Origin of the sequence: Pseudoduganella danionis (genome assembly GCF_009720775.1) — a bacterium.
In the GTDB taxonomy this organism is placed as follows: Bacteria; Pseudomonadota; Gammaproteobacteria; order Burkholderiales; family Burkholderiaceae_D; genus Rugamonas; species Rugamonas danionis.
In genome coordinates, this window is the sequence record NZ_WNKW01000010.1 from 52,389 (window position 1) to 67,817 (window position 15,429).

At 64.5% G+C, this 15,429-nt stretch carries 6 protein-coding genes; 4 read left to right on the plus strand and 2 right to left on the minus strand.

From position 1 onward, the window contains the following. The first annotated feature begins 22 nt into the window (after positions 1-22). Positions 23-598, plus strand: coding sequence for a TMEM165/GDT1 family protein (locus tag GM655_RS21355; RefSeq protein ID WP_155436688.1), 576 nt, complete (start codon positions 23-25; stop codon positions 596-598). On the opposite strand, the gene GM655_RS21360 is transcribed toward GM655_RS21355, so the two are convergent. Then, positions 587-9,250, minus strand: a complete 8,664-nt coding sequence (locus tag GM655_RS21360; protein ID WP_155436689.1) for a GH36-type glycosyl hydrolase domain-containing protein — start codon at positions 9,248-9,250, stop codon at positions 587-589. The genes GM655_RS21355 and GM655_RS21360 overlap by 12 nt on opposite strands. A gap of 168 nt (positions 9,251-9,418) precedes the next feature. Beyond that, complete coding sequence (locus tag GM655_RS21365; protein ID WP_155436690.1) at positions 9,419-11,494, minus strand: aminotransferase class V-fold PLP-dependent enzyme; 2,076 nt, start codon at positions 11,492-11,494, stop codon at positions 9,419-9,421. A gap of 128 nt (positions 11,495-11,622) precedes the next feature. Between GM655_RS21365 and GM655_RS21370 the strand changes: the two genes are divergently transcribed. The 3 genes from GM655_RS21370 (at position 11,623) to GM655_RS21380 (ending at position 15,319) form a co-directional block, all read left to right on the plus strand. Beyond that, positions 11,623-12,099 (plus strand): Lrp/AsnC family transcriptional regulator, encoded by a 477-nt coding sequence (locus GM655_RS21370; protein ID WP_155436691.1) that lies wholly within the window; start codon positions 11,623-11,625, stop codon positions 12,097-12,099. Between the two features lie 91 nt (positions 12,100-12,190). Then, a complete protein-coding gene (locus GM655_RS21375) occupies positions 12,191-13,363 on the plus strand; it encodes an HPP family protein (protein ID WP_155436692.1) in 1,173 nt (390 codons plus the stop codon). 117 nt (positions 13,364-13,480) lie between these two features. Then, positions 13,481-15,319 (plus strand): DUF885 domain-containing protein, encoded by a 1,839-nt coding sequence (locus tag GM655_RS21380; protein ID WP_155436693.1) that lies wholly within the window; start codon positions 13,481-13,483, stop codon positions 15,317-15,319. The last annotated feature ends 110 nt before the right edge of the window (positions 15,320-15,429 follow it).

The following is a 15,429-nucleotide window of genomic DNA, read 5'->3' on the forward strand; positions in this document are numbered from 1 at the left end:
CCACTATTCAAGCAGGAACATCATGGAAGCTTTCCTCATTTCCACCGGCATCGTCGCACTGGCCGAAATCGGTGACAAGACCCAGTTGCTGGCCTTTTGTCTGGCCGCCAAATTCCGCCGCCCGCTGCCCATCGTGGCCGCAATATTTGTGGCTACGATCGCCAACCACGCGTTCGCGGCCGCTATAGGTAGCTGGATTACCAGCCTGCTGGGCCCCGATATCCTGCGCTGGGTGCTGGGCGTGTCCTTCATCGCCATGGCGGTATGGACACTGATACCGGACAAGATCGATGAAGAAGATATGCCGCTGGCGAAGTACGGCGTGTTCCTTACCACCCTGATCGCCTTCTTCGTCGCCGAGATGGGCGACAAGACGCAGGTGGCTACGGTAGCACTGGCTGCGCGCTATCACAGTCTGGTGGCGGTGGTGTGCGGCACCACCTTCGGCATGATGCTGGCCAATGTGCCAGCCGTGTACCTGGGCGATAAAATCGCCCACCGCGTTTCGCTGAAACTGGTGCACGGCATTGCGGCACTGGTATTCGCCCTGCTCGGCGTGGCTACGCTGATGGGCGCAGGCGCCACCCTAGGCGCCTGATACGGACAAGGCTGGAACGTACAGGTCCACCGTATGCGTGACCGGCTGGTCCTCCAGCGTGATCTGCAGCCCCGCCAGTCTTTCCCCATCCAGCACCAGCAGCCAGTCGTCAGACTGGCTGCGCTGGACGCGGATCACATAGCGCGCCGCGCCATAGCAGTAGCTCAATTCGAAATGCTCCCATGCGGGCGGCATGCGCGGCGACAGTTCCAGCAGTTGGCCCGTGCGCCGCACTCCCAGCAGCGACTCCACCAGCAGGCGGTACATCCAGCCGGATGATCCCGTGTACCAGCTCCAGCCGCCGCGTCCCACGTGAGGCGGCACCGCATACACGTCCGCCGTAATCACATACGGTTCGACCCGATAGCGCTGCATGGCCTCGGGCGTGGCCGTATGCCGCAACGGATTGATCATGCGCGCCAGCTCCCACGCCAGCGCCGTCTCACCCAGCCGGGCAAAAGCCATGGCCGTCCAGATGGCGGCATGGGTGTACTGTCCACCATTTTCACGCACGCCCGGCACATAGCCGCGGATATAGCCGGGATTGGGACCGGCCTTGTCGAATGGCGGCTGCAGCAACTGGATGATGCCATCTTCGCGCCGCACCAGCCGCTGGTTCACCTGCGTCATGGCGGTGCGCACGCGCGCGCCATCGGCCGCACCGGACAGCACGCCCCAGCTCTGCGAAATCGAATCGATCTGGCATTCCTCGTTGAGGTGAGAGCCCAGCGGCGTGCCATCGTCGAAATAGGCGCGCCGGTACCACTCGCCATCCCAGCCATGCTGCTCGACGGCGGCAGCCAGCGCGCGCGCATGGGTGCGGCATTCGGCGGCAAAGATGGCATCCTGCCGCTGCTCGGCCACTTCAGCAAAACGCTGCAGCACTTCGCACTGGAAGAAGGCCAGCCAGATACTCTCGCCGCGGCCCTGCTCGCCCACCTTGTCCATGCCGTCGTTCCAGTCGCAGGAGCCGATCAGTGGCAGATCATGCGCGCCCAGCCGCCAGCCGTGGCGGATAGCGCGCTGGCAGTGCTCGTACAGCGTACCTTGCTGCGCCGAGCGTAGTGGCAGGTCGTAATAAGAATCTTCTTCCGGCTTGACGGCGCGCCCTTCCAGATAGGGCTGCGCCTCATCCAGCACCGCCAGATCATCCGTGGCCTGTACATAGCGCGCTGCCGCCAGCGGTAGCCACAGGTAGTCGTCCGAACAGTGGGTGCGCACACCGCGGTCGGACGGCGGATGCCACCAGTGCTGCACATCGCCTTCGAGGAACTGGTGGGCAGCGCACAGCAGCAACTGTTCGCGCAGCAGTGCAGGACGGGTGTGGATGGTGGCCATGGCATCCTGCAACTGGTCGCGGAAGCCGAAGGCACCACCGGACTGGTAATAGCCGCTGCGCGCCCACATGCGGCAGGCGATGGTCTGGTACATCAGCCAGCCATTGACCAGCACATCGAGCTCCGGCTCGGGCGTGCGGATCTGCACGGCGCCTAGCGTGGCCTGCCAGTAGGCCTGTACGGCGGCCAGCGCTTCGTATGCCGCTTCGGCACTGCGGTGCTTCTGCACCAGCGTGCTCGCGTCGGCATTGCGCCGCCCTGCCACGCCGAGCACAAACACCACTTCGCGCTCCTGTCCCGGCAGCAGTTCGATCGGCACCATCAGGGCTGCGCACGCATCGAGACCGGCGCCTGTGCGGCCGGACAGGCGCAAGCGGCGCAGCGCGGCCGGCGCGGCCAGCGTGCCGTTGCGGCCTATGAATTCGCTACGGTCGGCCGTGTGGCTGCGCAGCGCCGCATCGCAGTTGAAGAAGGCCACCCGCCCCGTGAACTCGGTGTTGTAGGGATTGCGCGCAAACAGCGCACCACTGGGTCCATCCACTTCCGTCAGCAGATGCATGCCGGACTTGGCACGCATATCGCCGAGCACCCATTCCACATAAGCGGCCAGCGACAGCCGGCGGCTGCTGGCCGAGAGGTTTTTCACTTTCAGCAGCGTGTAGCGGATAGGCGCATCAATGGCCACGAAAGTGGTCAGCGTGCTGGCGATACCGGCCGTGCTGTGTTCAAAGCTGCTGTAGCCGAAGCCGTGGCGCGTCACGTAGCGCCCTGCCGCCGGTGCCGGCAGCGGCGTGGGCGACCAGAACTGGCCGGTCTGCTCGTCGCGGATGTAGAAGGCTTCGCCGCTACTGTCGCTGACAGGATCGTTATGCCACGGCGTGAGGCGGAACTCGTGGGCATTTTCGTGCCAGCTATAGGCCTGCCCGCTTTCCGAGATCACGCTGCCGAACTGCGGATTGGCCAGCACATTCGACCATGGCGCCGGGGTGCGCTCGCCAGCGCCGGAAACGATCACGTATTCGCGGCCGTCGGCGCTGAAGCCGCCCATGCCGTTAGCCAGCAGCAGGCCTTGCGGCAGCGCAGTTTCTTCATAGGCCGGCAGCGCCTCGGCATAGGCCGTGCCGCCTTCCGGCTGCAGCAGCGGCATACGCAGCGGCGCGGGCACGGAACGCTTGATCTGCTCGGCCAGCGTGCCGCGCTGATCGCTCAGGATGGCGCGCGCCACCGACTGCAGCAGGATGCGGTCTTCGTTGGCGATCTGGTCCACGAGTCGCACGAAGATGCCGCCGGGCCGGTCTATGGCCTGCGCATCGATGCCGGAAGCAATCAGGCCCATGATCTGGTCATGCAGTAGCTGGCGGTAGCCGCTCTGGTCCTCGTACCAGATCACCAGATCCACCACCAGCCCTTTCAGGCGCCAGTAAGCGTGTGCCTGCACCATCTGGCGCGCCAGTTCGATATTCGCCGGGTCGCGGATCTGCAGCAGCACGATGGGCAGGTCGCCCGAAATCGCATACGCCCACAGGCCGGACTGGCCGCGCTGGTTGCGCATCAGGATGGCCGCATCGGCGCGCAGCGAAGCATGGGGATAGATCACGGCGTTGGCCAGCCGCGCATACAACTGCGCATCGGCTTCGCTGGCATTGAGCTGGCGCAGCACCACCTGGCTATGGGTCCACGCGAGTTCGAACACGCGGTCGGCCAGATGGCGGTCCTGATACTTGTCGATCAGGTGCAGCGCCGCTTCGCGCTGTTCGCACATGCCGGTGACGATATCGACAATCACGGTCTGGTCGGGCTGCAGGGTGATGGTCTGGCGTATCGCCACCACGGGATCGAGCACCGAGCCTTCGGCGCCGCCCAGCGTACTGCCTTCCGCCATGGCGGCCGGATCGAGCGCGCTGCGGCCACGGCCGAGGAAGCGCGAACGGTCCGTCTCGAACGAGACGGCGCTGACCACGCCATCATGCACCATCATGGCGTGCAGCAGCCACGGTGTCGCATCGTGCGCGCCGCGCGGGCGGCGCGTGCACAGGATGGCATTCTCGCCATGCAGGATTTCGCTCTGCACAAACAGCTTGCTGAATGCCGGATGGGCAGCATCGGCGGCGGCCGGTGCCAGCGCCACTTCCGCATAGCTGGTGATTTCCAGCGTGCGTACCTGCTCCGACTGGTTGGTGATACGGCTGCGGCGCAGTTCGATATCATCTTCCGGCGACACCACGATTTCCGTGTACAGATCGATGCCACGGTCGCTACGGCGGAACTCGGCCCGCCCTTCCGAGAAGATCACTTCGTAGCGACGCGGTTCTACCAGCGTGGGCTGATAGGTGGTGGACCAGTAGCGCCCATCATCGAGGTCGCGCACATAGCAGAAATTGCCCCAGTGGTCGCGCGTGCTGTCTTCGCGCCAGCGCGTCACGGCCATATCCTTCCAGCGGCTATAGCTGCCGCCTGCATTGGTCACCATCACGTGATAGCGCCCGTTCGACAGCAACTGGGTTTCCGGCACGGCCGTACTGGGCTGGCCCAGTATGCGCATAGGCATGCTCGGCTCGACGACATTGCTGCGTAGCGCCGCCTGCTCGGTGGTGTTGGAATAGAATGCGCCCAGCTGCGGGCTGCGTTCCTGCAGCACCAGCAGGGTCGATTGCAGCAGCGGGTCCGATTCGAAGCGGCGCTGCATGGGGCGCTGATGCAGCAGGTAGGCCAGCGCCAGCAGGCCCATGCCCTGATGGTGCACCATGAAGGAACGGATCACGGCGGCCGTCTGCCCGCGTGGCAGGCGCGCTGCCGTGAAGTCCACCGCTTCGTAGAAACCGTAGCGGCCCAGATAGCCGAGCGCGGCCATTTTCTGCAGATTGCTGCACGCCGCTTCCGGCTGCACCATCAGCCCCAGCATGCTGGCATACGGCGCCACCACCAGATCATCACCGAGCCCGCGTTTGAGGCCCAGCCCCGGCACGCCGAATGCGCGGTACTGGTAATTCAGGCTGGCATCGACCATGTTGTAGCCCGATTCCGATATCCCCCACGGCACGTTGCGGCGCCGGCCATACTCGATCTGCGCAGCGATCACGGCGCGGTAAGTCTGGTCCAGCAGCGTATCGGGATAGCTGGGCATGACCAGCAGCGGCATCAGGTATTCGAACATCGAGCCGCTCCACGACAGCAGCACGGGCTGGCCTGCCACGATGCATAGCTGGCGGCCCAGTGCGAACCAGTGTTCCTGCGGTAGCTGGCCTTGCGCAATGGCGACGAAGCTGGCCAGCCGTACTTCCGAAGCCAGCAGATCGTAATAACTGCTATCGAGCCGGCGTTCGCTGACGTTATAGCCTATCGCCAGCAGATGGGTGGTGCTGTTGTACAGGAAGCCGTACTCCATGCGCGCGAACGCGGCGCAGCGCTGCGCCAGCCCTTCCAGTGCCTGGATACGCTGCTGCGCGGCCTGCGCGGCTTCCGCACATAGCTGCGCCAGTTGCAACTGGCGTTCGCGTTCGGCCGGGGCCAGTGCGCTTTGCTGCACACCGTTCACGCTATCGTGCAGCGCGGCCAGTTCGCGCAGGCTAGGGATGCGCAGCAGTGCGCTATCGGGCAAGGCTTCGGCCGGCAGCACCAGCCACGGCATCAGCAGTGCCAGTTCGGCCAGCGCTGCACGGCATTGCTGCAGCAGCGCCGTATGCCACAGCAGGGTTTCGCCATGCAGAGCGGCCTGCGGGTCCAGTCCGCCCAGCAGTTGCTGCAGGCGCAATAGCCAATGGCGCATCTGCGCACCATCGCTTCCATCAGGCGCTTCCTGCAGCACGATGCCGAGTTCACCCGCCATGGCCCCATACTGTTCACGCCAGGCCTGCTGCAGCAGCGTGGCCGTAGTCACCAGCCCTTCCACCTGCCGCGTGCCGAGCACGGGCTGGGCCGCCAGTCCGTTCAGCCCCGCCTGCAGGGTCAGCAGATGTCCGGCCAGATTGCCGCTGTCGACTGTCGATACATAGATGGGCAGCAGCGGCTGCAGGCTGCGGGTGTCGTACCAGTTGTAGAAATGGCCCTGATAGCGCTCCAGCCGGTCCAGCGTCGTCAAGGTATGCGCGGTACGGTCGATTAGTTGGCCCACGGTCAGATAGCCAAAATCGCTGGCACTGAGGTTGGCCAGCAGGGCCATGCCGATATTGGTCGGCGAAGTGCGGTGCGCCACCACTTGCACCGGATGCTCTTGCATATTATCGGGCGGCAGCCAGTTATCTTCCGGTCCCACGAAACGTTCGAAATAGGCCCAGGTGCGGCGCGCCAGTGTGCGCAGGAATAGCAACTGCTCGGCCGACAGCGTGACACTCTTGCGGGCAATGGGCTGGCTGATACGGTTGGCCAGCGCCGGCGCCAGCAGCCAGAGCGGCACAAACAGCAGGGCCGGCCACAGGCTGGCCGGCTGCCACAGCAGGATAGCCAGCAGCGCCAGCCCGCACAGCGCGGACGCGGGCCACATGCTGCGCCAGCTATTGCCGCTGGCCTGTGCCACCAGCGTGGAAGCGCGCCATTCAAGCAGGCGCTGATGCGACACCAGCAGGCGCCAGTAGCTGCGCGCGATCGCGTCCAGACTGAACCACGCTTCATAGGGCAGGAACACCAGCATCAGCAAGGCATGGGCAAACTGCAGGCTGCTGCGGCGCAGGCTGGCCCGCATATGCTGACGCCACAATGTATCGCGCGGGCGCCGTGCCAGATCGTACAGGCCACCGAGCAGCGGCGTTACAAACAGCACGGCCAGCACGGCCGCAGTCCATAACCACGGGCGCGGCAGCACCAGCCATGCCAGCAGCAATAAGCCCAGCAAGGCCGGCGCCGTCACGCTGCGGCGCAAATTATCGAACAGCTTCCAGCGCGATAGCAGCGACAGGGGATTGCGCTCGCGCTGACGTTCGGGCAGCGGCACGCGATGGCCCAGCCATGCGGCCACTTGCCAGTCGCCGCGTATCCAGCGCTGGCGCCGCTGCACATCGTCGCTATAGCGGGACGGATAGGCTTCGTATAGCTGCACATCGCTGAGCAGGCCCGCACGCAGATAACAGCCTTCCAGCAGGTCGTGGCTGAGGATGCGGTTTTCCGGCAGGCGGCCGTCCAGCACCTGACGGAACACGCCCACATCGTAAATGCCTTTTCCGATGAACGAGCCTTCGTAAAACACATCCTGATACACGTCCGACACGGTGCGCGTGTAGGGGTCGATACCGGGCTCGCCGCCGCACAGTTTTTCATAGAGCGATGCCTGTTCGCCCGGCACGCTGACGGCGATGCGCGGCTGCAGGATGCCATAGCCTTCCACCACGCGCTGCAGGCGCTGATCCACGCGCGGCTGATTCAGCGGGTGCAGCATGGTGGCGATCATCTGCTGCGCTGCTTCGCGCGGCAAGCGGGTATCGCTGTCGAGCGTAATCACATAGCGCACTGCGGCCAGCCGGCTGATATCGCCCTCGACCACGCTGAATGCCGCCGCGCCGGCCCCGCACAGCAGGCGGTTCAGGTCCTGCAGCTTGCCGCGCTTGCGTTCATAGCCCATCCAGACGCCTTCCTGCGCATTCCACAGCCGTGGCCGGTGCAGCAGCACGAACGGTAACGGCAGCTCGTCTTCCATGCGCGCGCCGTATTGCCGGTTGAGCTGGGCGATGCTGTGCTGTGCCTGTTCGATCAGGGCGGCATCGGCAGGCTGGATGGCGCTGTCGGCATCCGTCAGATCCGTGAGCAGACAGAATTGCAGATGCCGGTCGCGGTTGGCAAGGAAGTGCACTTCGAGCTGCTCGCAGAGCTGTGCCACATTCTCGCTGCTGTACAGCAGCGCCGGCACCACCACCAGCGTGCGCGCATCGGCCGGCACGCCCTGCGGCAGCGCCATGCGCGGCAATGGGTGGGGCTGGGTCAGTAGCGTGGCCAGCCAGTTGACCAGCGCCAGCGCGAGCTGGCCGCTAGCCAGCAGGGTCAGTACGGCCGTCAACAGCAGCCAAGCTGGCGCCACGCCCTGCAGCGCAGCCTGCCGCACCAGCCATGCTGTCGCCACCAGCGCCAGCGCGGCAATCGCGCCCAGATAAGTCGTCAGCGGCGCGCTGCGCGCGGTCTGCTGCAGCACTTCCAGCCACGGGCGCCGCATGCGGCACTGGCGTTCGAGCTGGACCACGCCCGCGCCTATCAGGTAGTAGCCCACGTGGCCATAACGTTCTTCACTGCCATGGGCTTGCGCAAGCTGCAGCGCGTGCTGCGCCACTTCGCCTTCCGTGTAGGCGCTGCGGCGGGCGATCTTTTCGATCGCATGGCGGTACAGGTCGCGCGTGGCAAAAGCCATCTGCGCGTACACACCAGCAGGGTCCTGGCGCAGGGTCTGCTCCACCACGCTCATGGTTTCGACAAACTCCTGCCAGTCCATGGTGCCGAGGAAGCGCAGGCTGCCTATGCTGTTGGCGATCGATACCTGTTCGGCGGCCTGCTGCTGGATTTCAGCCTGGATCTGCTGTTCTATGGTCTGCCCGGCTTCCGCCAGCCGGTGGGTAATCCACGACAACGCCAGCGTCAGGGCCGGACTCTGGCCTTGCAGGCGGCGCGCCAGTTCGGCCACGAAGGCGCTGGTAATGGGCGGATTGGAACGCGCCATGTCGGCCACCAGCAGGATCAGGCCGCTCGGGTTGCTCTCGGCCACCTGCGTCATCTGGTCGGCCCAGTGGTTGGCCAGATCGCGCTGGCGCCGGTTGTCGGCCACCCGCACAGCCACGCGGCGCAGGTTTTCGATCAGCGCCAGCCGCAGCATGATGGGGATGGCCCACAGCTCGCCGAGCTGCAGGCTGGCCACTTCCTGATACGCCGCCACGAAGCGGCACAAGGATTCGGGATCAACCCGGCCATCGCCATGGGCGATGATTTCCAGTGCGATGCGGTAGACGCGCGGGCAGGCCGGCAGGGCATCGCCGTCGAGGCGGGGCAACTGGCGGCTGTAGTTGCGCGGCAGGTGACGGCGGGCAATACGAATCTGCTCTTCGATCAGGTAAAAGTTATCGAGCAGCCATTCCGAGGCCGGCGTGATCTGGCGCCCCTGCTTGACGGCGGCCGTCAGTTCGCTGCAAGTGGCATCGATCACGCTGGCGTTCTGCGCCAGCCGCACCAATAGGCGGTCGGCGCCGCCGTGCGTGCTGAGGCGGTGGTGGCTGGCCAGCGTCTTGCCATGCACAGCCATCTGCACGGCGCTGAACAATTCCGCGCGCAACGGAAGATCGGCCGTCTCGTCTTCGCGGGACACCGTGCGGGCAGCAATCAGTGGCAAAAACAGAGGGACAAACATAGACACTCCCGGCCTCGCAAAACTATTGCAGAATAAGATGCATAGGCAGCTTACTGGGCGGGCGCGGGCGCGACCGTGCGCAGGCGTACATATACGCTGGCGCCGGAGCAAAAAAAAGGGCCGCTTGCGCGGCCCTCAAACGAAGAGACAACTGTAATCGTGCAAGCCTTAAGCCGCCTGTGCCAGCGCTGCCAGGGCCCATCCGCCCGTCAGGCTGTAGCTGTGCTGGTGGCCCAGCCGGCGCAGACACTGTGCGGCTTTCAGGCTGCGGTTGCCGCTGCGGCAGATGAATACCAGCGTGCTATCGGCTGTCGCCAGCCAGTCAGCCGCATGTTCCGTCAGACGGCTCAACGGCACGCTCTGCACCTTGCCGGCCACCGGCAGCACGGTAGCGCTGGCCGCGTATTCGTAGTCTTCGCGCACATCGATCAGCAAGGCATCAGGATGCGCTGCCAGCAACAGGTTCAAGCCCGCATGGTCAAGCTGCAGGCTGTCGCAGCAGACGGTGGCAGCGGCCATCGCCCCGGCGCAGAACTGGTTCTGCTCATCGCGGCTAGGGCACAGCAGCGTGGCCGCCCCCGTCAGCCCCTGCAATGCTGGCGCACATTGGTTGTTGCTGAAAGCAAAGCGTACCGCTGCGACGGCCAACTGGCCTTGCTGCGCCTGTCCCAGCAGATAGTGGCGCTGCGCGCCGTCCACCACACAGGCCAGCGTACGCGCACCCAGCTTCAGTGCAGGCACGGACTGGCCGCCGGCCAGCGTGACCTTATCGGGCAAAGCCGGCCAGCCATAGGCATCGGCCGATACACGGCTGGCCGCATGACGACCCAATGCTTCGATCAGCGCACCGTTCTGCTGCCCTGCCATGGTGTTCAGTATGGCTTGCACGCGGTAGTTCTGGCAGCGCACAAAGGCTTCGATACGGGCCGTATGGTCGGGCAGCGGATCGATCAGCACGCAACTACGGCTGGCCGCATCGAGCACCAGCCAGCTACAGGCGCCTTCCACGCCCATCTGCAGCAGGCCGTCATGGGCCGCGCCGTTGCGCTCGGACGGAATCAAACAGCCGGCCCGCAGTGCCGCGCCACAACGGGCAATACGGCGGCAGGCGTCGTCTATCATGGCGGCATCCGTCAGCGGGCCGAACGACATGCGGATGGCACCGGCACTGCGCCACAGCGGCAACTGCATGGCATCCAGCACATAGCTCGGAGCCGCCTTGGCGGCCGAGCAGGCACTGCCCGAGCTGACGCGCACTTGCGCAGCGTCGAACACGTCCATCAGCTCGCGGCTGGCCAGCCCGGGCACGGAGAAGTTCAGCGTGGTGGGCAGCGAGTTTTCAAACGGGTTGTTGAAGACGATGCCGGGCAAGGCCGCGCGCAGCGCATCGGCCAGACGGGCGCGGTAGTCTTCCAGTTCGGCATGGGTGCGGAAGGTATCGCCCCGTTCCAGCGCGGCCAGCACGGTACCCAGCGCGGCGATACCGGCCATGTTTTCCGTCCCCGAGCGCTGCGCACTTTCCTGCCCGCCGCCCACGATCAGCGGCGTGAACGGTGCACCGGCGCGCACGTACAGCATGCCTATGCCCTTGGGTGCATACAGCTTGTGGCCGGAGAAAGGCGCGTAGTCGATACGGGTCTCCGCCAGATGCAATGCCAGCTTGCCCAGTGCCTGTACGCAGTCGACCATCCAGTAAGCCTTGCAGCCAGTCTGCTCCAACACGCTCTGGATGCCGGCGATATCGCTGATCACACCCGTTTCATTATTCGCCGCCATGGTGCACACCAGTGCTGCTTCGCTGGCGCAGGCGCGCAGCGCGTCCAGATCGTGCGTGCCTTGCGGGTTCACGGGCAGCTTGTGCAGCGTCAGGTTCAGGCCCAGCAGACGGTTCCAGTGCGCCAGACTTTCCGGTACGGCCTTGTGTTCGGTGGCGCCATATACGAGCAGGCTGCCGATGGCCTCGCCCTGCTCGCGCCGCTCGCGCAGCGCCACCAGTGCCGACAGCACGGCCGTCTGTATGCCTTCGGTGGCGCCGCTATTGAACATCAGCCGGCCTTCACCGACGCCCAGCAGGCGGCGCGCGCACTGGCGGGCCTGATCGAGTAAGGCTTTGGCGCTCAGGCCGGCGGCATGGCTGCTGCTAGGGTTGCCGTAGCGCTGGCCCATGGCACAGGTGGCGGCGGCGATGGCGGCCGGCAGCACGGGAGAGGTGGCATTGCCGTCAAGGTAGATTTCGGTGGTCATGTTGGGCACAGGAAAGCAGGCTAATCAATGCATATAGTTTAGTCAGAAGGACGAAAATAGATGTACTAAAATACTCCTATCCCAACTAACATATAGGACATTCATCCTATATTTTTGAAATTAACAGCATGAACCCACTTGATCGCTATGATTACGCTATCCTCTCCGCCCTGCAGGTGGACGGCACGCTGTCGGTGGCCCAGCTCAGCGAACGCATAGGCCTGTCCGCTACGCCGTGCTGGAAACGCATACGCCGACTCGAAGAAGAAGGCTATCTGGAGAACCGCGTGGCCATCGTCAACCGGCGCAAAGTGGGCCTGCCCGTGACCGTGTTCGTCAGCGTGCGCACCAGCCAGCACGACGATAAATGGCTGGCGCGCTTCGCGGCCGCCGTGATCGCGCTGCCGGAAGTGCAGGAATTCCACCGCATGAGCGGCGATATCGATTACCTGCTCAAAGTGGTGACCAGCGATATCGAAGGTTATGACCGTTTTTACAAGAAACTCATCAAGGTGGCCCAGCTAAGCGGGGTCTCTTCCGCGTTCTCGATGGAGCAGATTAAGTTCACCACGGCCCTGCCGCTGGAACTGGTGGCGCACGGCTAGTAATGCACGGCGAGTAGCGGCAACAACAGCCCTGCACACAGCAGCCTGAGCTTGGAGTAAGATTTGCTCCATTTCAAATACTGGATTCAACATGCGCGCACTGCTGCAACGCTGGCTACCGGGCCCTGCCACTACCAATCTGCGCGAACAACTGCGTGGCGCAGCAGGTATGCTGCTGGGGCTATTCATCGGCGCCCTGCTTTGCCAGCAGTTGCTGGCTACCAGCCAGTTGCACATCAGCCTGATCGCTCCGATGGGCGCCACGGCCGTGCTGCTGTTTGCCCTGCCGGCCAGCCCGCTCGCCCAGCCGTGGTCGGTTATCGGCGGCAATGTGGTCAGTGCCCTGGTCGGCGTGGCCTGCGTGCACTGGCTCGGTGCCAGCCTCAACCCTGCCCTGCTCGGTGCGCTGGCAGCGGCACTCGCGCTGACAGCCATGTTCGCGCTGCGCTGTCTGCACCCGCCCGGCGGCGCCGTGGCGCTGATCACGGTCATCGGCGGCCCTGCCGTACAGGCAGCCGGCTACCACTTTGCCATGCTGACCGTGCTGGCCAATTCGGCCATGATGGTGCTGCTGGCCATCCTCTACAACAACCTGACCGGGCGTAGCTACCCGCACACCCAGCAAGCCCACATAGCCAACCTGCACGCCACCAAGGATGAAGTGCCGACCGTGCGGCTGGGCTTCAAGCCGGACGATCTGGACGCCGTGCTGCGCCAGTACAATCAGGTACTCGATATCAGCCGCGATGATCTGCATGCGCTGTTCATGCAGACCGAGCAGCGCGCCTACCAGCGCCGCTTTGGCATGCTGACCTGCGGCGATATCATGTCGCGCGATATCGTCAGTGCCGAATTCGGTTCCTGCCTGGAAGATGCCTGGCGCGTGATGCGCGAACACCGGCTGGCCGCCCTGCCCGTGCTGAACCGTGCCGACCGCGTGATCGGCATCATCACGCTGGCCGACTTCCTCGAATACGGCGGCCTCAACGACATCCACGGCCTGAACCACCAACTCAAGAAGTTCCTGCGCAAGAGCGGCATCACCCATACGGAAAAAGCGGAAGTAGTGGGCCAGATCATGTGCAAGCAGGCCACCACCGTGCACATTGATACGCCGATTGCCGATCTGGTGCCGCTGATGGCCGACTCCGGCCTGCACCACATTCCCGTGATCGATCATGAGCAGCGTTTCGCCGGCATGGTGGCGCAATCCGACCTGATTGCGGCCCTGTACGAGCGGCGGCTGGCGGAAGCCGTGGCCTAGGCGGCAGACGGGCGTAGCGTGGCCGACTGGGCAGGCTAGCAACAAACCCTCGCGCCACCGGCGCGGATGGCTTATCCTAACCGGCGTTCCGCTTAACGCCCCACACCAAGGAGACCCATGAGCCCATTCCGCCCTACCCGTGCTGTACTGGCTACCGCTGTTGCACTGGCGCTATCCGCGCCGCTGACTGCCTCGCTGAGCTACGCTGCCACCCAGCCTGCCGCTGCTGCAGCGGATACTGCCGTACCGGTCGCCAGCGACGTCGCCACCCAGCGCGCCTTGCTCAAGCTGGCCGACCAGTACTACGATGCCAATGCGCGCTACGAGCCGCTCAACGCCACCGAAAATGGCGACAGCCGTTTCGACGACCAGCTCGGTCTGAGCATTGCGCCGACCCAGCGTGCGCGCCAGTTCAAGTTGTACCGCCAGTTCAGCCAGCGCCTGCAGCAGATTCCGCGCGCGCGCCTGAACCATACCGACCGCGTCAGCTACGACATCCTCGCCTACGAACTGCAAGGCCTGCTGGCCATGGAGCCGTTCCCCGAACACCTGCTGCCGATTACCCAGATGGATAGCGTGCCCGTCACGCTGGCCAACTACGCGGGCGGCGAAGGTTCGCAGCCACTCACCACCGTCAAGCAATACGAAGCCTATCTGCACCGTATCAGCCAGCTACCGGCATGGATAGATCAGGCCATCGCCAATATGCGCGTAGGCATGCGCAGCGGCGTGACCCAGCCGCAAGCGCTGATGGTGTCGGCCCTGCCCCAGTTCCAGCAACTGCTGAGCGACTCGGCTGAAAGCAATATCTTCTACTCCCCGATCAAGAAGATGCCAGCCAGCTTCAGCGCGGCCGACCAGCAGCGCCTGACGGCCGCCTACCGCAAGGCCGTGGGCGAGCGCATACTGCCAGCCCTGAAACGGCTGGCCACGTTTGTCGAGCAAGACTATCTGCCAGCCTGCCGCACCAGCACGGGTCTGAGCGCCCTGCCGAATGGTGCAGCGTGGTATCAGGCGCGCATCGCGAATGCCACTACCACCACGCTGAAGCCGGAAGAAATCCACGCCATCGGTCTGAAGGAAGTGGCACGTATCCAGGCGCAGTTCGCCATCCTCGGCCCGCAACTAGGCTATGACGGCCCTGCGGCCGGGCTTCCCGTATGGGTCGCGGCGCAGCCCAAGTTCTACCCGTTCAAAACGGAAGACGAAGTACAAGCCGTGTACCACAAGCTCAAAGACGTACTCGATGCCAAGCTGCCGCAGATGTTCACGCTGCTGCCAAAAGCCCCGCTCGACCTGCGTCTCGAGCCTGAACTGAGCCGCGCCACCGCGTCCGACCACTACACCCCGCCAGCGGGTGACGGTTCACGTCCTGGCGTGTTCTGGTCGGTGGTGAACGACCCGACCAAATACGGCAGCACGGGCATGACCACGCTGTTCCTGCACGAAGGCAAGCCGGGCCACCACTTCCACATCGCGCTGAATCAGGAGCTGAATTTGCCGAATTTCCGCAAGTTTGGCGGCAACAACGCCTTCACGGAAGGCTGGGCGCTGTATGCGGAAACGCTGGGCAAGGAAATGGGCCTGTTCGAAGATCCGGCCCAGTACTTCGGCCACCTCAACGACGAACTACTGCGCGCCACCCGTCTGGTGGTCGATACGGGCATGCACGCCAAAGGTTGGACGCGCGAGCAAAGCATCGCCTACATGCACGACACGCTGGGCTATGACGTCACCGCCAAAACAGAGACTGAGCGCTACATGGCATGGCCGGCCCAGGCACTGGGCTACAAAATCGGTTCGCTGAAGATCGTCGCGCTGCGCGAGCGCGCCGCCAAAGCACTCGGTAGCAAGTTCAGCCTGCCGGCCTTCCACGCCGTCGTGCTCGGCGATGGCACGCTGCCACTGGCCCTGCTCGAAGCCAAGGTCGACCGCTGGATCGCCAGCCAGCAATAACCCACACCCGGGGTCAGGTCGGGCAAAGTGCAGGGGTCAGGTCGGGCGTTGGTGCGTTCTTTGCGTTTTCTCAAAAACTGCACTTTGCCCGACCTGACCCCTGCATCTTG